Source organism: Planococcus sp. CP5-4_YE (genome assembly GCF_019042655.1).
GTDB lineage: Bacteria > Bacillota > Bacilli > Bacillales_A > Planococcaceae > Planococcus.
Genome location: NZ_JAHPZO010000002.1, coordinates 46331 through 65601, shown reverse-complemented (window position 1 = coordinate 65601; position 19271 = coordinate 46331). Strand labels below are relative to the sequence as shown.

The window sequence follows — 19271 nt, the reverse complement described above, 5'->3', positions numbered from 1 at the left end:
AAATGGATCAATTCAGCTTTTCTTTTACGCATTTAATTGCTCGACTTTCACTGCGCTCAAGCCTCGCAATTAAATGAACTCAGCTGACCTTCTTCCATTTATTGATTAATGATTTCCACATAGGGGTAGACAGTCAATAAGCAAAACATTCAATAAAGGAGGGGCAGCATGTCTCAAAATGAACAGCAAAGCCGTATTCCCGAATCGAAGGAGTCTTTTTGGAGAGCGTACAAGGAACTGCCGGATTACCCGGCATTTACCGGCAATAAGTCTACGGAAGTTGCAGTAGTGGGGGCTGGCATCGCCGGTGTCATCACCGCGTATCTATTGGCGAAGGAAGGAAAAAAAGTAACACTTCTTGATGCTGGCAAATTGATCGATGGCGTTACGGGCTATACCACTGCGAAGATTTCAGCTCAGCATGGCCTGTATTATGCGCCGCTAATCAAGTTAGCTGGGGAAAAACAAGCGAAGCTTTATTACGAAGCCAATATGGAAGGCTTGAAGTTTATCGAAGAAACGGCAAAAGAGCTGAACATCGATTGCGATTTTTCACATCAAGATGCATTTATCTATTCGACAAAAGATTCCACGGTAAAGTTGTTGGAAAAAGAGGCGGAAGCATATCAAAAGCTTGGCATAGACGGCGGGCTTGCGCGTGAGGAGTCGGAACTGCCATTCCCTGTGACAGAAGCGCTCGTCATGCGCAACCAGGCGCAATTCCATCCGGTAAAATTCCTGACCGGCCTTGTAAAGGAACTGGAGAAAATGGGCGTGGACATTCATGAACAAAGCCGCGCCGTGAAAATCCTGAGCAAAAAAGATCCGGTGATCCAAACGGAAAACTTATCTCATTTGTCCTGCGACAAAGTAGTAGTCGCTACGCATTATCCATTCAATGATTTTGACGGCATGTATTTCTCAAGGCTGTCTGTCAACCGCTCCTATGCCATTGCTGTCCGGACTGAGGGCAAGATTCCTGAAGGCATGTATATCAGTGCCGACAGCCCATCCCGATCCATCCGCTTTACGCCGGGAGAAGACGGAGAGAAACTCTTGTTGCTTGGCGGGGATGGCCACGCCACAGGGCAAAGTTCCGCAGACACGATGGAACATTACGAGAATTTAGCGAAATTCGGCGAAGATTATTTTGCTGCAGAGGAAATTCCGTATCGCTGGTCATCCCAGGATATGACGACTTTGGATAAAATCCCTTATGTCGGCACGATCACCGCTGGATATGAAAATATTCTCGTCGCGACCGGATTCCATAAATGGGGCATGTCGAATGGCGCCATTGCCGGTCGGATTTTGACCGACCAAATCGTCGGGCGCGATAACCCATACGCTGCGCTATTCGACCCGACACGGCCGAAAGTAAAAGCTATCGACGCGGCAAGCTTTTTGAAAGACAATGCATCAGTGGCGAAAGAACTGGTAAGCGGTAAATTGAAAAAAGCGTCTAAGACCATCGACGACCTTGAAAAAGGGCAGGGCGGCCTTGTCAAAGTGGACGGCAAAAAAGCTGGCGGCTACCGCGATGAATACGGCCAAGTGCATCTCGTCAAACCGACCTGTACGCATATGGGCTGTGACGTGGCATGGAACGATGCTGAAACTTCCTGGGATTGCCCGTGCCACGGCTCACGATTCTCACACACAGGCGAAGTACTGGAAGGGCCTGCCGTGAAACCACTGAAGAAATTAGAAGGCGGCGTATAAAACGTAAAAAAAAGAAGCAGCGCAGGCTGCTTCTTTTTTATGCTTACTTATGCTGGGTTCGCTTGGATTTCCAAGTTCAATTTAATGTCTTCGCCGACAAGCACGCCGCCTGTTTCAAGCGCCTGATTCCATGTCAATCCGAAATCTTTACGGTTAATCTTGCCGTTGACGTTATACGCAACAACTTCTACGCCCCACGGGTTGGTGGCTTTGCCGCCATATTCCGCTTCGAATTTCGCAGGACGCGTAACGCCTTTGATCGTCAAATCACCTTCAAGCTCGTATTCGTCATCGTCTTTTTTGCGGATATCGGTTGCGTTGAACGTAATGTAGGGATGCTGTTCAGCGTCAAAGAAATCTGCAGAGCGCAAATGGTTGTCGCGGTCTTCGTTATTGGTGTCAATGCTTGTCACATCGATTTTGAAATCGATCAATGCATTTTCCAAGTTGTTTTCATCTGCTTCCACCTGGGCTTCATATGAAGCGAAAGAGCCTTTCACTTTCGAGATCATCATGTGTTTCACGGAAAATCCGATTTCTGAATGCGCTTGGTCTACTGTCCATTTTTTCATGAGTAATTCCTCCAATTTCATATGTGGTAGCTTTACTATAAACACATAATATCTTGAAGTCAATAGGTTTTAATTAAAGTAGTTTTAATTAAAGATAAAATTTATCTGGACTTTAGTCCTTAACAAGGCAATATCACTTGTCAAAACATGATGAAAAATGGATACTATTAAGAGCGAAAAGTTTAGAAGGGATTTGCTTGGAATGATGAAAGAAACTTGGTTGATGGATTTGCGCCGTTTTGTGGCAGAAGATCACGTCAAAATGGACGAGCCTTTGCATTTGCATACATTGACGAAAATGGGCGGGCCGGCCGATATATTTGTAGCACCAACAACTGAAGATGAAGTAGCTTATACTGTGAAATATGCATATGATAATGATATCCCGCTCTTGATGCTCGGGAATGGCTCCAATATGGTCGTTCGCGATGGCGGCGTCCGTGGAATCGTGCTGACTTTCAAAAAGCTGGATGGCATCATGATCAACGGCACGACAGTCATCGCACAAGGTGGAGCAGACATTAAAACCGTATCGCGAGCGGCAGCTGACCGACAGCTGACAGGATTGGAATTCGCCTGCGGCATCCCGGGTTCAATCGGCGGCGCAATGGCAATGAACGCCGGTGCATACGGCGGCGAGATTCAAGACGTCATCGTCCAGGCGACGGTCTTGACGAAAGAAGGGGAAAAGCTGGTCTTGACGAAAGATGAGTTGGAACTCGGCTACCGGAAAAGCATCATCACGAAGAAAGGCTTTTATGTCCTAGCTTCCGAGTTTGGCCTCGAAATAGGCGAGCAGCGGATCATTGATGCGAAAATGTCTGATTTGACTTTCCAACGTGAAAGCAAGCAGCCGCTTGAATTCCCTTCTGCAGGAAGTGTCTTCAAACGTCCGCCAGGTAATTTTGCCGGCAAGTTGATTCAGGAGAGCGGATTGCAGGGCAAGGGATTTGGCGGTGCGGAAGTTTCGACAAAGCACGCTGGATTTATCGTCAATAAAAACAACGCGACCGCTAATGACTATATTCAAACGATTGAAATGGTGAAAAAAGCGGTGTTCGAAAAATTCGGCATCGATTTGGAGCTTGAAGTGAAAATCGTCGGCGAAGAAATGGCTTGATTTAAACTAGCGGCACTCCTTTAGACGGAGTGCCGCTTTTTTAAGTAGGGCCATTATTATGGTATAATGAATTCAAAATATTTTACGGGAGAGGTGGTCAATATACAGAATTTCAGTGTAGATGGTGTGATATTGATCGGCGGAATTTTCCTCTTGGCTGGCGTTCTGATGACGAAAGTCTCGGCGCGTGCCGGCGTTCCCTCACTTGTTTTGTTTATGTTCCTCGGCATGGTGTTAGGCAGTGATGTTTCAGGCCTTATCTATTTTTCCAATGCAGAAATTGCCCAAATGGTCGGAATTGTTGCCCTCATTATTATCCTCTTCGAAGGCGGTTTGCAAACCCAGTGGAAGCATATCCGCCCGGTTCTTGGCAGTTCAATCGTCCTGGCGACGCTTGGGGTTTTGATCACGACAGGCATTGTGGCTGTCGCAGCGTATTATGTTTTTGATTTGACTTGGCTGCAGGCGTTGCTGCTTGGTTCCATCGTCGGTTCGACAGATGCCGCAGCGGTATTTTCGGTTCTCGCAGGCCAAAACATCAAAGCCAAAATCTCCTCAACGCTCGAAGCGGAGTCAGGAACGAACGACCCGATGGCGATGTTTTTGACCATCGCTTTCGTGCAATTGATCATGATCCCAGATTCATCGGTCTGGACGATGCTCGGCAGCTTCCTGCTTCAAATGGGGCTGGGCTTGGTTCTGGGATTGGCACTTGGATTTTTCGCATCATGGACCATCAACCGGATCCGGCTTGATGCATCTGGACTTTACGCGGTGCTTGCCGCGGGTTTTGCGATTTTCATCTATAGCTTTACAGCTGTCCTTGGCGGCAGTGGTTTGCTTGCGGTTTACTTAGCAGCGCTTGTGATCGGGACGCGTGATTTGACGCATAGCTATTCGATCGTCTCCTTCCACGAAGGTTTCGCTTGGCTTATGCAAATTGTCATGTTCGTCATTCTGGGGCTGCTCGTCTTCCCAAGCCAATTGGCTGACTGGGATCTTATTTGGAAAGGGCTTGTGTTATCGTTTGTGCTGATCTTCATAGCGCGCCCAATCGCCGTCTTCATCAGCACGGCATTCTTCGATTATGATTTGAAAGAAAAGCTGTTCATGTCCTGGGCAGGGTTGCGGGGAGCAGTGCCAATCGTTCTGGCGACGTTCCCGATGCTCGCCGGCATGGAAAACAGTATCCTGTTTTTCAATATCGTTTCGTTCATCGTGCTGACGTCTGCGTTGCTGCAAGGTTCGACCATCTCGTTTTTTGCCGAGAAACTTGGGTTGAATGGCCGTCCGGTTCCAAAGCGCATCCATTCCCTGGAATTGGTGTCGATGGACCGTGCCAATGCAGAAATGCTTGAAGTCGAATTATCGGAGAAATCGCCTTTCGCTGGCCAGTTGGTACAGACGATCGGCCTTCCGAACCAGACCTTGATCAGTGCTATTATCCGTTCCGGCAAGCTCGTCATGCCAACTGGAACGACGCGTCTCAGAAAAGGCGATGTGCTGTATGTCCTTACTGAAAAGAAACAAGTGCCGAAAGTGAAATTGGTGCTTGGAGAAGAAGATTTCGTCAACTAAGCTTGCCTCTGCGGCAAGCTTTTTTTGATGCTGAGGAAGGATTTTCTACGGCGCCAGTCGAATGAAAAGCAAAAAGGGGGATCCAATGATGAAAAAGAAAAAATGGGGGAAATGGCTATTGATTGCATTCGGGTCGCTGCTCGTATTGGCAGCCGTTGCAGTTATTTTTGCAAACGTTTACATATCGAAGTCTAAACCGGTTATTGAAGGCGAGGTGGCTGTCAGGGTGCTAGAAGAGCGCGTGACGGTCGTCAGGGACGATATCGGTGTGCCGCATATCCAAGCACAAAGCGATGCGGACCTGTACCGTGCGCAGGGCTATGTGCAGGCGCAGGACCGCTTGTTTCAAATGGATTTATCGAGGCGGCAGGCAAGCGGACGCTTGGCTGAAGTGATCGGGGAAGCGGCCATTGATACCGATAAATATTTCCGCACCTTCAGCTTGCGCCGTGCCGGTGAAGCGTCTTGGGCTGGCTACGGGGATGAAGCGAAGCAAGTGCTCGAATGGTATGCGGAAGGCGTCAACGCGTATATCGAAGAAGCAAAAGAGGAGGAACGCCTGAGCTATGAATTCGCGTTGCTTGGTTATGAACCTGAAACGTGGACACCTGTCGATTCCTTGGCGATCGGCAAATTCATGGCTTATGATCTTGGCGGACATTGGAATTCACTTGCCGTCCGGCATTGGGCATTGAATGAATTCCCGGAAGATAAAGCACGCGAATTATTCATCCGCTATCCGGAAGAGGCGCCGGCGATTTTGGCAGCGAACAAAAAACAGCCGGTCGCAGTCGCAGGTGCGTTCGATCCATCGGTCATTCCGCCAGAATTCAACGGCAGCAATAACTGGGTTGTGTCAGGAGACAAGACGGAAAGCGGGCTGCCGCTGTTAGCGGACGATCCGCATCTCGGGCTCAGCACGCCATCCATTTGGTACCAGATGCATTTGGAGTCGCCGGAGCAAAATGTCAGCGGCGTCATTTTTGCGGGTATTCCGGGAATCATTCTCGGACATAATGAACAGGTCGCATGGGGTGTGACAAACGTCGGGCCGGATGTACAGGATTTGTATATCGAAACGCCAAACCCAGATGATCCGACGCAGTTCCGTTATGAAGGGCAATGGGAACAAGCGGAGGTGCTAGAAGAGCCGATAAAGGTAAAGGATGGGGAGACAGTCGATTTCGAAGTGCTGGTCACTCGCCACGGCCCTATCGTGTCACCGGTTCTGTATGAAGAGGAAGAGCCTTCCGCTGTTTTTTCCATGCAGTGGACAGCACTTGAGCCCACGCTCGAACTGCAGGCCGTGTTGAATTTCAATAAAGCAGAGAACTGGGAACAATTCGAAACGGCGTTGGAAGACTTCCAGGCGCCCGCACAGAATTTCGTATTCGCATCAACCGATGGGACGATCGCTTATAAAGCGAACGGGCGCATCCCGATACGAAAACAAGGTGATGGGCAATTGCCGGTGCCGGGCGATTCTGCCGAATACGGATGGGACGGCTATGTGCCGTTCGATGAATTGCCACGTTCGGTCAATCCGGAATCCGGGTTCATTGCAACCGCTAATAACCAAGTCATAGATGATAGCTATCCGTACCATATCACGGACTTTTGGGCGCAGCCGTATCGCTATGAGCGCATTGCAGAAGTGTTGGAAAGCAGCGACAAGCTTACGGCAGAAGATATGATGGACCTGCAGATGGATCAGAAGAATTTGTACGCTGCAGAATTTCTTGAAGGAATGATGGCAGAAGTCGAAAAAGTCACGGATGAACACGATAAATTGTTCGAGATGCTGCGTGAATGGGACCAAGTCGACAGTGCCGATCAGGCAGCACCGTTTGTGTTCCATACATGGATGCGCCAATTGCCGGATACTTTATTCGAGGGACAGTTTCCTGAAGATGTCTACGATATGCTGTCAGGCAAAAACCATATCACTGACGCTATGTTGCGCCAAGCTTTTGAAGGAGACGAGGGCGCATGGGTCCGTGAATATGGCGGCACTGGGAAATGGCTCGCTGATTCGCTCGATCTTGCTCTCGATGATATCGAAACAGCGCAAGGCAGCGATCCGCAAGACTGGGAATGGGGCGAATACCATCAATTGACCTTCCCACATCCTGTTGCGGGGGCCTCTCCGATTCTTGAACAATTCCTGAATCCGGACAAAGTGCCAGTGGGCGGCTCGAATATTACCGTCCAGGCAGCGGCTTTCAATGATGATGGCGATGTCGATCACGGGGCCTCTTGGCGTTTTGTGGCAGACCTTGCCGATTTGTCGAAAGCCTATCACATTGTCGGGCCAGGGCTGAGCGGCCATGTGAAATCCGACTTTTTCCATAACCAAGTCGACAAATGGGCGCAAGGGGAGTTTCATGAAACGAGTATCGATGGAGACGTAGAAGGAGCTGAATTAACGCTCACTCCTGAATAAGGTATACTGGAGAAAAATAGTCGGGGGATTTTATGAAAAAGGTATTGGCTGTAGGATTCGGCGGCATGGCCGGATCGCTTCTCCGCATGATTGTGTTTCAATTTGCTGGAGCGGGGCCGGGCTTGTGGCTGGTGAACATTCTCGGAAGCTTCATTATTGGCATCGCAGCCGCCCGCTTGGTGAAACGATCGGCGGAGACGCGGTTGTTCGTCTCGACGGGGCTGGTCGGTTCGTTCACGAGCTTTTCCGCCTTTTCGGCGGATTGGTTCCACTTGCTTGAATCATCCTTATTAACAGGCATCATTTATGCTCTTGGCATGACGTCCGCATCGATTGTGGCAGCGGCTTTGGGGCTGTTGGCGGGGCGCAAGGGGGCGGTCGAATGATCAGCATCGCGATATTCGGCTTTCTCGGGGCCGTTGCCCGTTATCTCTGTTATCTGGCGTTGGAGAACCGTGTGCGCCAGCCGAAGATTGCGACTTGGTTCGTCAACAGTCTCGGGTCGCTCATTATCGGAGCATGCCTCGGGGCAGGTTTGCCAGCAGCTTCCGGCATCTTCGGGTTTCTCGGCGCGTTCACGACATTTTCGACGATGGCGCTCGATGGTGTGAAGGATTTTGAAGACGGCCATTGGAAGCAAGGCATCTTTTATATTTCCGCGACGCTCATTTTTGGCTTGCTGCTGTTTGCTGCCGGTTATTCCATTGCTACTATGTAAAAAAACCGTTCCGCTGAAATAGCGGAATGGTTTTTTTGTGTTTTTATTCGAACTGGCCTTTTTCGACGACGCGTCCCATGCGCCCAGAAGTGGTTTCGGCATGGAATAGCGATTGATAGACCGCTTCTTCCGTTGATTCGATCACGCCTTGGAACAGCCCCGCCATCACTTCGTGGTCATCGCGCAATAGCCGTAAATCGGTAAAAGGCGATTGCTGCTGGTGGGGAATGGTATAGGCGGTGGAGAAGGCGATGATGATGTCCCCTGAGCCGTTATGTACATGCGTGCCGGTGCGGCCAAGCCCGATCGCCGCACGTTTGGCGAGCCGCTTCAGCTGTCGACTGTCGAGCGGTGCATCGGTGGCGACCACGATGATAACGGATCCATCCGGTCGTTTTTCGGGGGCGTCTTCAGGCAGCCAATTGGCGATGGCAATTTCTTCTTTGCGCCCGAAATTGGTCAAAGCGAGTACGCCGGCTGCGAACTGTTCATCCCCGTATTCCACGGTGCGTGAAGAAGAACCGATGCCGCCTTTGACGCCGTAGCAAATCATTCCTTTGCCGGCACCGACTGCCCCTTGTGCAAAGTCAGAAGAAGCTGTGCGAATTGCTTGGGCAGCATGAATCGGTTCGACGGCCATCCGCCGCATCGAATTCAAATAACTGTCATTGCATTCGCCGACCAGCAAATTCAATGAACTGGTCGAATCGCCAATTGCTGGATTTTCAGCGAGCATGTAGTCCATCGTTCCTTGTAGCACCGCCGCCACGCTGAAAGTATTGGTCAGCATAATCGGGGATTCGATCACGCCGAGTTCTTCGACCTGAACAAGCCCTGCGGTTTTGCCGAAGCCATTCAATACAAACGAGGCAGCAGGCGTTTTTCGTTCGAACCAGTTGCCGGCATGTGGCAAGATCGCCGTGACACCGGTGCAGACAGATTCTTCTTCATCGATCTTTTCATCAAGTGTGACATGGCCGACGGTGACGCCTGGCACGTCCGCGATGGAATTGCGTTTTCCTTTATGCATCATGATCCCCATTTCCGTTTTCTTGCTTTAGAGAGGTTGCGGATCACGATTTGGTTTGGAAATTGTGAAATCCAATAGCTCCGCTGAACGCAGGTCCTCATTATTTGATAACCAATACCGGCGCTTTAACACGTTTGGCTACTTTGTGGCTAACGCTGCCGAGCACGAATTCCTGAACGGGATTCAAGCCGCGGCTGCCGATGATGACGATATCGTATGGATGTTCGTTGGCGTGGGAGACGATGGCTGGCCCAGGCGCACCATGGACAATGACGCTTTTCACGCGGACTTCTGCCTGGTGGAAGATATCTTCAAACGGTGCCATATGTTCGCGGGCAGCTGTGGCTATTTGCTCGCTTGTGAGCCCTCGATTACTTTCTCTTTCAGATTTTCCGTAGTCGACCGCACAAACAATTGTTACTTGTGCCAAAGGCGTTCCTTCAACGAGTTGAATCGCGTGTTGTGCGGCGCGTTTTGAATGATCGGATCCATCGATGGCAACCAATACGTGTTGGTACATAATTCGTCTCTCCTGTTCTATGGTGTCGGTGTTTTTACTAGTATAGCATTTACTGAATTACGAACGGGAGGCTGCACTTTTCATTCAAACCACGGTTTGACTGTTAAGTTAAATCAACGTATACTGAAATCAATCAAATGAAGGTTTGAATGAAGGGTGTGAACAGGATGAAAGAAATGTGCGATATTACAAAAGTTCATCCCGAAGCGGTCGATCGTGTGCAGCAGCATATGGTCGAGCTTGATGGCGTTTCGGCTTTGTTTAAAGCGCTGGCGGATGAAACTCGCTTAAAGATCGCCTATGCGCTGACGATCGAGCCAGAAATGTGCGTGTGCGACATCGCTGCGGTGATCGGTTCCTCAACAGCGACTGCATCACATCATCTGCGGTATTTGCGCGAACGGGATTTGGCGAAATCCGAACGTAAAGGCAAGCAGATTTATTATTCATTGGCGGATGACCATGTGCGTCAGCTTGTGACCATCGCGAATGAACATGCGAAAGAAGGTGTTTCGATTGAGCAAAACTTATCGTCTTGAAAATTTATCGTGTACAAGCTGTGCCGCGAAGTTCGAACAGAACATCCGCAATCTGCCGGAAACGAAACATGTTGAATTGAATTTCGGCGCATCCAAATTGCGCGTCGATGGCAATGTGTCAATTGAAGCGCTAGAAAAAGCGGGTGCTTTCGATCATATCCGCGTTTATCCGGAAAAACAACGCGTGCCGCATGTGCCATTTTACAAACGGCGCCAGACGGTAGAGACGGCCATTTCCTTTGTCTTTTTGCTTGTCGGCATTATCGCTTCCTTCCAGCTAGGTGAGACGCATCCAGCGTCAATTGGCTTGTTCGGTGCATCGATGCTCATTGGCGGCTACCGGATGTTCACGACCGGATTGAAAAACCTCGGCCGTTTGGAATTCGACATGAAAACTTTGATGACCATTGCTATTATTGGTGCTGTCATTATCGGGGAATGGCGGGAAGGCGCAGTCGTCGTATTCTTATTTGCCATCAGCGAAGCGCTTGAATCCTTCTCGATGAACAAAGCGCGCCAATCGATTCGTTCACTGATGGATCTTGCTCCTTCCCGCGCATTGATTCAGCGCGACGGGGAATTAATTGAGCTAGAGACCGAAGACATCCGGATCGGCGACGTGTTAATCGTCAAGCCTGGCCAAAAAATTGCTATGGATGGAACTGTTTTGCGTGGTGAATCGGCTGTCAATCAAGCGGCGATCACCGGGGAATCGATTCCTGCCACAAAACAGCCGGGTGACGAAGTATTTGCAGGAACCATGAACGAAGAAGGCGCGTTGGAAGTGACTGTCACTAAACGCGTAGAAGATACAACCATCGCGAAAATCATCCATCTAGTAGAAGAAGCGCAGGCAGAAAAAGCGCCATCGCAGCAATTCGTCGACCGTTTCGCGAAATATTACACTCCGGCAATTATTGCTGTTGCATTTTTGGTTGCGCTCGTTCCAGGGTTTGTTACGGGAAATTGGGAGCTGTGGGTGTATCAAGGCCTGGCCGTTCTAGTTGTCGGCTGCCCATGCGCGCTTGTTGTATCGACACCTGTCGCGATTGTCACGGCAATTGGCAATGCGGCAAGACAGGGTGTACTTATTAAAGGCGGCATTCATTTAGAAGAAACAGGGCGCCTACAGGCTATCGCATTCGACAAAACCGGCACCTTGACGAAAGGTTATCCGGAAATGACCGATGTGTTACCGGAAGAAGGTTATACGCCTGAGGAAGTGGTCAAGCTCGCGGCGTCTGTCGAAGCTTTATCACAGCATCCGCTCGCCCGTGCCATCACGAAACAAGCGCCCGAACTATACCCATCTGAACGCTTTCAATCCTTGACCGGTAAAGGCGTGCATGCAGAAATCGGCGGCACGCGCATCCGTGTCGGCAGCTTGAAATGGGCTGAGGAGCACGGGTTCCATGCACCCAAAGCTGCTTATCGCCTGCAGGAAAACGGAAAGTCTGCGATGGCGGTATTTTCCAGCAAGCATTTATTCGGGGTAATCGGCGTTGCGGACGCCATTCGGGAAGAAAGCCCGATGATTATCGAGCGCTTGAAGGAAATCGGTGTCGATCATACGATCATGCTGACGGGTGACCACCCGGCAACAGCTAAAGCCATCGCCGGGGAAATCGGTGTGACGGATATCCGTGCCGGATTGATGCCGGAAGACAAGTTAGCGGCCGTTAAAGAGTTGCAGTCAAAATATGGGCGCGTGGCGATGGTCGGCGACGGCATCAACGACGCACCGGCACTCGCGGCGTCCGATATCGGCATAGCCATGGGCGGAGCCGGAACGGATGCGGCGCTCGAGACAGCGGATATCGCCTTGATGGCGGATGATTTGGAGAAACTTCCATATACTATTCGACTAAGCAGAAAAACTTTGCGTATAATAAAGGAAAATATCATCTTTGCACTGGCACTGAAAATCTTGGCTCTGCTCTTGATCATTCCAGGCTGGCTCACGTTATGGATCGCAATCTTTGCGGATATGGGGGCTACGCTATTGGTCATCTTGAATGCATTGCGTTTGGTAAAAGTCCAGAAGTAAGAGGCGTTTGGAGGTTGCGATTTGAAGTTAACAGAATGGACCATGGAAGAGCACGAGAAATTGATCGAGTTTATGACGACCAACTCATGGCCTTATCATGGCCACGAACACCCGGTGCGCGCCTTGATCGAAAAGACGATCGTAGAAGGCGGCTATAAATCGGATCAGGTCAAGACCTTTTGGATCGAAAACGACGAAGGCGAACAAGTGGGCTTGGTGAAAATCTTCGACCTGCAGGATGAGATTCCGCTGTTCGATTTGCGGATTGCCGATTCCTACCGGGGGCAAGGCTACGGCCCGAAAGCGCTGCGCATGATCGCTGACTTCGTCTTTTCCTTGCCGGAGAAGAAAATTCGCCTGGAAGGCCATACACGCCACGATAATTTTGCGATGCGCAAAGCGTTCGAACGAACTGGTTTCGTGAAGGAAGCGCATTTACGCCAAGCATGGTTTTCGCCGAAACAAAACCGTTATCACGATGCGGTAACTTACGGGATGACCCGTGAAGACTGGGAAGCAGGTGTGACGACGCCAGTCATGTGGGATGACGCAGTGAAAGCGCCAGCAGATCCCCCTTTCAATCCGTTGTTACTGGAGTTTCCAGAGACATTTGAATCAGAGCGTTTATTGATCCGTGCACCGAAAAGGGAAGATGCCGTGCTTAGTTTTGAAGCGGTGCGCCACTCACTAGAAGCGCTGCGCCCGTGGATGCCTTTTGCGCAACACGAGCCGAATCTAGCGGAAATGACGGCGAATTTGATTCAAGCAGAAACAGATTTCATGTTGCGCAAAGACCTGCGGCTGCATTTCTTCGATAAGAATAGCGGGCAGTTCATCGGGTCGAGTGGGTTGCACCGCATCGACTGGGAAGTGCGAAAATTCGAAGTTGGTTATTGGGTGGACAGCCGTTTTGAAGGAAAAGGCTATGTAACGGAAGCGGTAGAGCGCATCACGCGTTTTGCGTTCGAAGAGTTGCAAGCGAACCGCGTAGAAATCCGCTGCGATCCGGACAATGTCCGGAGCCGCGCAGTAGCGGAGCGACTTGGCTTTGAACTCGAAGGCATATTGCGCAAGGACAGCCTGTCGCGGCATGACGGGAAAATCCGCGATACGTGTGTCTATGCAAAAGTGAGAGTATGAAAAAACCCCGGAAAAGCAGATTACTCTGCTTTTCCGGGGTTTTTAGGGTCTGGTATTTATCTAAACACCTTTCCTGCCTGTCACTAAGTTGATGATCAAGACGATTGCCGCGATGATCAAAAGAATGTGAATAAGTCCGCCTGCTACGTCTAATAAGAATCCGATTACCCATACCGCAAGAATTACTACCAAAATAATCCAAAGAATACGTCCCATGTTCTCCACCTACCTTTCAATTTCGTCTATCTTTTGTGTTATATGTATCATTACCCTTAGCGAAAATGCGCTAAACCTATTGCCATACGTTCAATGCTGTTTTTATAGATGTTGGAAAATTGCCTTTATTCAGCGCTTTGGAAAGCGAATCGCAAGCGTCCATGCTCAGTTGTTCACAAGGCGGCAGTATAGTAAACTGAACATAGCGACGCGAGGGAGGAACGGAATTTGCCTACTCCAAGTATGGAAGACCATATTGAAATCATTTATTCATTAATAGAGCAAAAAGGGTACGCGCGCGTCTCGGATATCGCCGAGGCGCTATCGGTGTTGCCGTCATCTGTAACGAAGATGGTACAGAAACTCGACAAGGACGGCTACTTGATCTACGAACGCTACCGGGGCCTGATGCTGACGCCTAAAGGGCAAAAACTCGGCAAGCGCTTGCTTCAGCGCCATGATTTGCTTGAGCAATTTTTGCGGCTGATCGGTGTGGATGAAGATAAAATCTACGAAGACGTAGAAGGAATCGAACATCATTTAAGCTGGAATTCCATCGACCGCATCGCTGATTTAGTCCAGTTGCTTGAAGAAGACAAAGGCGTAGCGGAAAAATTGAAGAAGTTGAGCAATGACCAAAAAAACAGCTAACCCAAATAGAGGAGGTATGCAGCATGGCTTTGCATCCAGGATTGAAAGCATTATTGCACATTAAAGACCGTTCCACATCCCAGTGGATCTTATCGGATGGCTCCGGTGATGAAGTAACTATGAACGCATCGGAAATCGCAGAAGGGCAAGAGGTCGGCGGGGAGATTGAAGTCTTCTTGTACCGAAATCGCCAAGGCGGCATCTCCGCCACGCCAATGATTCCGCATATTTTACCGAGTGAATACGGCTGGGCGAAAGTATTGAAGATTTCTCCGCGAGAAGGCGCAGTCGTTGATATCGGCACGACACGCGAAGTTTACGTTCTGCCGGCTGATTTGCCGCCAGTGCAGGAATTATGGCCAGCGCAGGGCGACCATATTTTCATGACGCTCCGGACAGACCGCTATGGTGATCTTTATGGGCGCCTGGCGACAGAAGAAAAGGTGCTAGAACTTTATGAGCGGGCGCCTGCTGAAGTTTATAACAAAGATCTGAAAGCGCGGGCTTACCGCTTGCTGCCGGTCGGCTCATTCATGTTGTCGGTGCCAGAAAACTACCGTGTCTTCGTCCACGAAACAGAGCGTGAAGCAGAACCGCGCCTCGGAGAAGAAAAAACGGTGCGCATCATCGATGTCAAAGACGATGGAACGCTCAACGGGTCTCTATTGCCACGCAAACAGGAACGCTTGTCGGACGATGCGGAAGAAATTTTGCGCTATCTGGAAAATGCTGGCGGCCAAATGCCGTTTACCGATAAATCATCGCCCGATGAAATCATGGAAATGTTCGGCATGAGCAAAGCCGCATTCAAGCGTGCGCTCGGCAGGCTTTACAAAGAACGCCGCATCGTGCAAGAAGACGGCTGGACAAAATTGCTCGGCTAAGGAACCTTTCTGCCTCAAATGCGTACTAATATTTGAAGAAAGGGGCAAAAAAACATGAAAAAAATAATGATACTTGCCACATTGATGATGGCTTTCGCATTAGCTTTTGCGGGCGCAGCATCCGCAAATGTCGGGATAAATGAGAAATTCGGCTTGCCGATCGTCGTTTACGGAGGCGATTTATCCGCAGATGAAAAGGCGCAAGTTGCTGAAAGCCTGGACGTTGCTGGCGAAGCGGAAGTGGAAGAAATTGAAGTAACCGGGCAGGACCTAGTCACATACATTACGGATGGAGACGCGCGGGCACGCATGTATTCTTCTGCTAAAATCACCCGCACAGAAGAAGGTGAAGGGCTGGTCATTGAAATCGCCACGCCGGATAATATCACTCAAGTGACAACGGATATGTACGCCAACGCCATGCTGACGGCAGGCATTGAAAATGCCACCGTGGAAGTGGCTGCACCGAAAGCGGTAACTGGGCACTCTGCACTTGTGGGAATCTACAAAGCCTATGAAGTCAACGGGGAGCAGCTCGATCCTGAACGGACAGATGTTGCCAATGACGAATTATCCGTGGCGACAGAATTGTCTGAAGGCGGCGTCGACCAGGAAAAAGTCAGCGAATTATTGACAGAAATCAAAAAGCAGATCGCCGAGCAAAACCCGGCAACGCGTGAAGACGTTGAGCAGATTGTCGAAGAGCAATTAAGCCGTCTGCAGATTGAATTGAGCCCTGAAGATCGCCAATTGCTAGTCGATTTGATGGACCGCATCCGCCAGCTCGATATCGATTTCTCGAAATGGTCGACTGAATTGGAAGACTTGAGCAAGACGATCAGTGATAAAATTGGTACCGTCGTCAATGACGAGGGGTTCTGGGAAAGTGTGAAACAATTTTTCCGTGATTTGGCCAATACCGTTCGCGGCTGGTTCAACTAAACCATTTTTCTCCAGAGATGAAGCCGCAGGAAAATAATGAATAGAAAATAACGCAGTCCTGGAAAATCGTGAAAATGGTTTCCAGGACATTTTTTTGTCCTTTAACCCGATGAAGCGGAAACAGCTGTCTTGCAGAAAAACCTCAGTAAATGATAAGCTATAAGTAATAATCTCGAATTCGAGATAAAGAAAGGGTGCTTTTCATGCAAGTTGCAGGCATTCACCACGTTTCGGCAATTACAGCCAACGCAGATAAAAACCATGACTTTTTCACGCGTATTCTTGGGATGCGTCTCGTCAAAAAAAGCGTCAACCAAGACAACCCGTCTTCCTATCATTTGTTTTATGCAGACGCAGTAGGGACACCGGGAACCGATATGACTTATTTTGATATCCCGATGGCAGGCAGAACCTATCCAGGCGTCACTTCCATCAGCAACACCGGATTTCGTATCCCATCAAGCGAGGCACTTGATTACTGGTTGGAGCGTTTCCGTGAGTTCAGCGTCCCATACGGCGAAAAAACCCAGCGTTTTGGCCGGGATACTGTGGAATTCCAGGACTTTGAAGGATCGCGCCTGATGTTAGTCGTCGATCAAGGAGAGGGCATCCCATTCGGCGAACCTTGGACAAAAGCGAGTGTTCCGGAAGAGTTCGCGATCCGCGGGCTTGGGCCGGTCAGGCTGACAGTGCGTAAAGCGGAGCGTACAGCTAAGGTGTTGACGGATATTCTCGGGTTTTCAAAAGCCGGTGCCTATGCGCCGGAAGTGGAAGGTCAACCAGAAATAATCGTCTTTACGACAGGAGAAGGCGGCCCTGGCGGCGAAATACATTTAGAGGAGCGCTCAGACCTTCCGCCGGAGCGTCCCGGCCGGGGAAGCGTCCATCATGTAGCGTTCCGCGTGAAAACTTATGAAGAGTATCATCAATGGAACGAATATTTGCGTGCCAACGGCTTCCAAACGTCCGGTGAAGTGGACCGTTATTATTTTAAAGCGATTTACTTCCGTGAGCCGAACGGGATCCTGTTTGAGTTATCGACAGATGAGCCTGGCTTCGCGACTGATGAAAATGCAGACGAACTTGGCGAAGGCTTGGCCTTGCCGCCATTCCTTGAGCCGAGACGCAAGGACATCGAAGACTCTCTCCGTCCGTTGAAGATCAACCGCTAACTGGCGGTCAAATCTGAAGCAATGAGAAGTTTCGATTCGCTTGCACAGCTAAAGTGGAACATAAGGAGGAATCGGATCGATGAAATTGAAATTTACAGAACTTGGGCATGATGAATTCGCTTTTCGCGAATCAAGCGGCGAGACAGTGAAAGCTGAAATCACGTGGACGCAAATGGCTGATTTAATGGTCGTGGAATACACCTATGTCGAAGAAAGCCTGCGCAATCAAGGGCTTGCAAAAGAACTTGTCGACCACGCAGCAGCTTATGCACGTGAAAACCAGTTCAAGATGCAGCCAGTTTGTTCATATGTAGCGGAAGTGTTCGAGCGTTCGGATGAATACAACGACGTCAAAGCTTAAGTTGCAAACCACAAAAAAAGCAATCCATTTCCTCATTGGGGTGGATTGCTTTTCTATGTATTGATGAATGTTTGGCTCATAGGCTCACTCCTTCTTACAGGCTTGTCATGAAGAACACGATGGCTGTAAGGATAGATGCGCCGCCTACTCCGTACATGAAATCCGCTTGGTTAAAAATTAGTTTATTTTCCATTTTTTAGAACCCCTTTTATATTTTGTATTTGTCTTGCTGATAGTAATAAAATACCCAGCTTGATAAAATTTAAACAAGTTTTAATAATATTTCAGCGGGAATGAAAGTAATACGAAACCAAAATGGCGCGAAAGCGTATAGATGAGAGAAGAAACATAATAAGGAAAGAAGGGCACGCGGGAAGCGTTCAAATACGCCGTGCAGCCCGGAGACAGAAATGGGAGGTTTTTTAATGAATCAAGCACCGGAGAATTACGGAACCATCAAAAGGACAGGAGAAAAAGCTCTTGGCATCATCGGTTCCATTTTTAATGTAATCGGCATCATTTTATCCATCATTTTCATCACCAGCTTGAGCGGTTTTGAAGGCAGTCAGATGCAAATGCAGATGGAAGAGGAAATTCGCAATGATCCAAACTTGACGAATTCAGGAGATGTCGAGATGACCATCGACATGGTCAATTCATTCGTACAAGGATTTGATGTGCTTGGCTGGATCGTCGTCGCATTATTGGTTGTGAGTACGGTCTTCGCCATTTTGGCCATCACGAAATTGAAATCGTTTGAGAAGGCAAACACGGCAGGTATTTTCTTCATCCTAGCCGGTATCTTCGCCGGGATTTTATCGCTGACATCCATCCTCTTCTACATCGCTGCGATTATGTGCTTCGTGCGCAAGCCGCCGCTCCGTGAAGATGAATTGATGCGCCGAGACAATGAACCGGCCCCAAGAAATGAAGCGGTGACGCGTGAAGACGACACGCCGTACCGCCCGTTGTAAGAAAAGAAGAATCGTTAACTCTTAAATTCAAGCAAAGAAAACCCCCTCGAAGCGAATTCGAGGGGGTTTTGTGCAGTTCTAGATTTATTGCGCTTGGCCTGAAAGATCAAAAACGTACTTGGCTGTCTGAAGGGGATGCCCTTCGAACAATTCCTCGAACTCTTCTAGCAGCAGGAAGCCATTTGCTTCATAGAAATTGCGGCCTTTCTGGTTATCGCTTTCCACATAGACGAATAATTGTTGGCCACCTTTTAAGCGCGACAACCCATCCGACAATAACTTTTTGCCAAAACCTGAACGTTGATGCTCGGGTTTCATGTACATGGCGATCAATTCGGCATCGCCGTCTTCGTCGACTTTTGTGAAATTGGCGAAGCCCACAGCTTGCCCGTCTTGCTCGGCAAGCAGGAGGATCGTCCGCTCCATGCGCATTTCAAGCATGGGGGTGGAGTAAGATTGCTCCAAAAACTTCTGTTGTATAGGAGATGGAATGATCCCTTCGTACGTATCATTCCAGCTAATGTGAGCGATTTCCCGTACAGATTCAATATCTGCCGGTGTACCTGTGCGAATCATGCAATCACCTCTGGAATTATTTTTGCTATCATATCAAACTCTAGCCTGAATAGCCATTGATGTGGA

The 19271-nt window shown here is 49.3% G+C and carries 20 protein-coding genes; 15 read left to right on the top strand and 5 right to left on the bottom strand.

Annotated elements, in window-relative coordinates:
• The first annotated feature begins 168 nt into the window (after nt 1-168).
• Nucleotides 169-1722 (top strand): FAD-dependent oxidoreductase, encoded by a 1554-nt coding sequence (locus KTG14_RS02735; RefSeq protein ID WP_216969200.1) that lies wholly within the window; start codon nt 169-171, stop codon nt 1720-1722.
• 47 nt (nt 1723-1769) lie between these two features.
• Here the strand turns inward: KTG14_RS02735 and KTG14_RS02730 are convergent, their stop codons facing one another.
• Nucleotides 1770-2294, bottom strand: coding sequence for a YceI family protein (locus tag KTG14_RS02730; protein ID WP_058381824.1), 525 nt, complete (start codon nt 2292-2294; stop codon nt 1770-1772).
• A 202-nt stretch (nt 2295-2496) separates the two neighbouring features.
• Here KTG14_RS02730 and murB point away from each other — a divergent pair, with 202 nt between their 5' ends.
• The 5 genes from murB (at nt 2497) to KTG14_RS02705 (ending at nt 8153) form a co-directional block, all read left to right on the top strand.
• On the top strand, nt 2497-3414 hold the full coding sequence (murB, locus tag KTG14_RS02725; RefSeq protein ID WP_216969198.1) for a UDP-N-acetylmuramate dehydrogenase: 918 nt from the start codon (nt 2497-2499) through the stop codon (nt 3412-3414).
• Nucleotides 3415-3480: 66 nt separating this feature from the next.
• A complete protein-coding gene (locus KTG14_RS02720) occupies nt 3481-4992 on the top strand; it encodes a potassium/proton antiporter (RefSeq protein WP_254177951.1) in 1512 nt (503 codons plus the stop codon).
• Nucleotides 4993-5077: 85 nt separating this feature from the next.
• Nucleotides 5078-7435, top strand: coding sequence for a penicillin acylase family protein (locus tag KTG14_RS02715; protein ID WP_216969196.1), 2358 nt, complete (start codon nt 5078-5080; stop codon nt 7433-7435).
• Between the two features lie 32 nt (nt 7436-7467).
• Nucleotides 7468-7821 carry a fluoride efflux transporter FluC gene (locus tag KTG14_RS02710; protein ID WP_216969195.1) on the top strand — a complete coding sequence of 118 codons (354 nt, stop codon included), beginning with the start codon at nt 7468-7470 and terminating at the stop codon, nt 7819-7821.
• On the top strand, nt 7818-8153 hold the full coding sequence (locus tag KTG14_RS02705; RefSeq protein ID WP_216969193.1) for a fluoride efflux transporter FluC: 336 nt from the start codon (nt 7818-7820) through the stop codon (nt 8151-8153). Before KTG14_RS02710 ends, KTG14_RS02705 begins: the two co-directional genes overlap by 4 nt.
• A gap of 43 nt (nt 8154-8196) precedes the next feature.
• On the opposite strand, the gene KTG14_RS02700 is transcribed toward KTG14_RS02705, so the two are convergent.
• Together KTG14_RS02700 and KTG14_RS02695 are read right to left on the bottom strand one after the other, a co-directional pair.
• Nucleotides 8197-9183, bottom strand: coding sequence for a P1 family peptidase (locus KTG14_RS02700; protein WP_216969191.1), 987 nt, complete (start codon nt 9181-9183; stop codon nt 8197-8199).
• A gap of 100 nt (nt 9184-9283) precedes the next feature.
• Nucleotides 9284-9703, bottom strand: coding sequence for a universal stress protein (locus KTG14_RS02695; protein WP_216969189.1), 420 nt, complete (start codon nt 9701-9703; stop codon nt 9284-9286).
• Nucleotides 9704-9870: 167 nt separating this feature from the next.
• Here KTG14_RS02695 and KTG14_RS02690 point away from each other — a divergent pair, with 167 nt between their 5' ends.
• The 3 genes from KTG14_RS02690 to KTG14_RS02680 are packed head-to-tail and all read left to right on the top strand — an operon-like array spanning nt 9871 to nt 13429.
• Nucleotides 9871-10242: an ArsR/SmtB family transcription factor gene (locus tag KTG14_RS02690; RefSeq protein WP_216969187.1), complete on the top strand. Its 372-nt coding sequence runs from the start codon at nt 9871-9873 to the stop codon at nt 10240-10242.
• Nucleotides 10199-12289: a heavy metal translocating P-type ATPase gene (locus tag KTG14_RS02685; protein WP_216969688.1), complete on the top strand. Its 2091-nt coding sequence runs from the start codon at nt 10199-10201 to the stop codon at nt 12287-12289. The genes KTG14_RS02690 and KTG14_RS02685 overlap by 44 nt, the downstream gene beginning before the upstream one ends.
• Before the next feature lie 21 nt (nt 12290-12310).
• Nucleotides 12311-13429 (top strand): GNAT family N-acetyltransferase, encoded by a 1119-nt coding sequence (locus tag KTG14_RS02680; RefSeq protein ID WP_216969185.1) that lies wholly within the window; start codon nt 12311-12313, stop codon nt 13427-13429.
• A gap of 60 nt (nt 13430-13489) precedes the next feature.
• On the opposite strand, the gene KTG14_RS02675 is transcribed toward KTG14_RS02680, so the two are convergent.
• Entirely contained in the window at nt 13490-13645 is a 156-nt protein-coding gene (locus KTG14_RS02675) for a lmo0937 family membrane protein (protein ID WP_112233087.1), read from the bottom strand.
• Between the two features lie 228 nt (nt 13646-13873).
• Here KTG14_RS02675 and mntR point away from each other — a divergent pair, with 228 nt between their 5' ends.
• The 6 genes from mntR to KTG14_RS02645 all read left to right on the top strand — a co-directional run bounded on the left by mntR (nt 13874) and on the right by KTG14_RS02645 (nt 18629).
• Nucleotides 13874-14296: a transcriptional regulator MntR gene (gene mntR / locus KTG14_RS02670; protein WP_216969183.1), complete on the top strand. Its 423-nt coding sequence runs from the start codon at nt 13874-13876 to the stop codon at nt 14294-14296.
• A gap of 23 nt (nt 14297-14319) precedes the next feature.
• Entirely contained in the window at nt 14320-15180 is an 861-nt protein-coding gene (locus KTG14_RS02665; protein WP_216969181.1) for a CvfB family protein, read from the top strand.
• 54 nt (nt 15181-15234) lie between these two features.
• On the top strand, nt 15235-16122 hold the full coding sequence (locus KTG14_RS02660) for a DUF1002 domain-containing protein (RefSeq protein WP_216969179.1): 888 nt from the start codon (nt 15235-15237) through the stop codon (nt 16120-16122).
• 203 nt (nt 16123-16325) lie between these two features.
• A complete protein-coding gene (locus KTG14_RS02655; RefSeq protein ID WP_216969177.1) occupies nt 16326-17294 on the top strand; it encodes a ring-cleaving dioxygenase in 969 nt (322 codons plus the stop codon).
• A 79-nt stretch (nt 17295-17373) separates the two neighbouring features.
• Nucleotides 17374-17655 carry a GNAT family N-acetyltransferase gene (locus KTG14_RS02650; protein ID WP_216969175.1) on the top strand — a complete coding sequence of 94 codons (282 nt, stop codon included), beginning with the start codon at nt 17374-17376 and terminating at the stop codon, nt 17653-17655.
• Nucleotides 17656-18080: 425 nt separating this feature from the next.
• Nucleotides 18081-18629 carry a DUF4064 domain-containing protein gene (locus tag KTG14_RS02645; protein ID WP_216969173.1) on the top strand — a complete coding sequence of 183 codons (549 nt, stop codon included), beginning with the start codon at nt 18081-18083 and terminating at the stop codon, nt 18627-18629.
• Between the two features lie 84 nt (nt 18630-18713).
• Here the strand turns inward: KTG14_RS02645 and KTG14_RS02640 are convergent, their stop codons facing one another.
• Nucleotides 18714-19205: a GNAT family N-acetyltransferase gene (locus KTG14_RS02640; protein ID WP_216969171.1), complete on the bottom strand. Its 492-nt coding sequence runs from the start codon at nt 19203-19205 to the stop codon at nt 18714-18716.
• Between the last annotated feature and the right edge of the window lie 66 nt (nt 19206-19271).

Coding starts and splice junctions, on each gene's coding strand:
- KTG14_RS02735 (WP_216969200.1), top strand. CDS start 169: ATGTCTCAAAATGAACAGCAAAGCCGTATTCCCGAATCGAAGGAGTCT.
- KTG14_RS02730 (WP_058381824.1), bottom strand. CDS start 2,294: ATGAAAAAATGGACAGTAGACCAAGCGCATTCAGAAATCGGATTTTCC.
- murB (WP_216969198.1), top strand. CDS start 2,497: ATGATGAAAGAAACTTGGTTGATGGATTTGCGCCGTTTTGTGGCAGAA.
- KTG14_RS02720 (WP_254177951.1), top strand. CDS start 3,481: ATGAATTCAAAATATTTTACGGGAGAGGTGGTCAATATACAGAATTTC.
- KTG14_RS02715 (WP_216969196.1), top strand. CDS start 5,078: ATGATGAAAAAGAAAAAATGGGGGAAATGGCTATTGATTGCATTCGGG.
- KTG14_RS02710 (WP_216969195.1), top strand. CDS start 7,468: ATGAAAAAGGTATTGGCTGTAGGATTCGGCGGCATGGCCGGATCGCTT.
- KTG14_RS02705 (WP_216969193.1), top strand. CDS start 7,818: ATGATCAGCATCGCGATATTCGGCTTTCTCGGGGCCGTTGCCCGTTAT.
- KTG14_RS02700 (WP_216969191.1), bottom strand. CDS start 9,183: ATGCATAAAGGAAAACGCAATTCCATCGCGGACGTGCCAGGCGTCACC.
- KTG14_RS02695 (WP_216969189.1), bottom strand. CDS start 9,703: ATGTACCAACACGTATTGGTTGCCATCGATGGATCCGATCATTCAAAA.
- KTG14_RS02690 (WP_216969187.1), top strand. CDS start 9,871: ATGAAAGAAATGTGCGATATTACAAAAGTTCATCCCGAAGCGGTCGAT.
- KTG14_RS02685 (WP_216969688.1), top strand. CDS start 10,199: ATGCGAAAGAAGGTGTTTCGATTGAGCAAAACTTATCGTCTTGAAAAT.
- KTG14_RS02675 (WP_112233087.1), bottom strand. CDS start 13,645: ATGGGACGTATTCTTTGGATTATTTTGGTAGTAATTCTTGCGGTATGG.
- KTG14_RS02665 (WP_216969181.1), top strand. CDS start 14,320: ATGGCTTTGCATCCAGGATTGAAAGCATTATTGCACATTAAAGACCGT.
- KTG14_RS02660 (WP_216969179.1), top strand. CDS start 15,235: ATGAAAAAAATAATGATACTTGCCACATTGATGATGGCTTTCGCATTA.
- KTG14_RS02655 (WP_216969177.1), top strand. CDS start 16,326: ATGCAAGTTGCAGGCATTCACCACGTTTCGGCAATTACAGCCAACGCA.
- KTG14_RS02650 (WP_216969175.1), top strand. CDS start 17,374: ATGAAATTGAAATTTACAGAACTTGGGCATGATGAATTCGCTTTTCGC.
- KTG14_RS02645 (WP_216969173.1), top strand. CDS start 18,081: ATGAATCAAGCACCGGAGAATTACGGAACCATCAAAAGGACAGGAGAA.
- KTG14_RS02640 (WP_216969171.1), bottom strand. CDS start 19,205: ATGATTCGCACAGGTACACCGGCAGATATTGAATCTGTACGGGAAATC.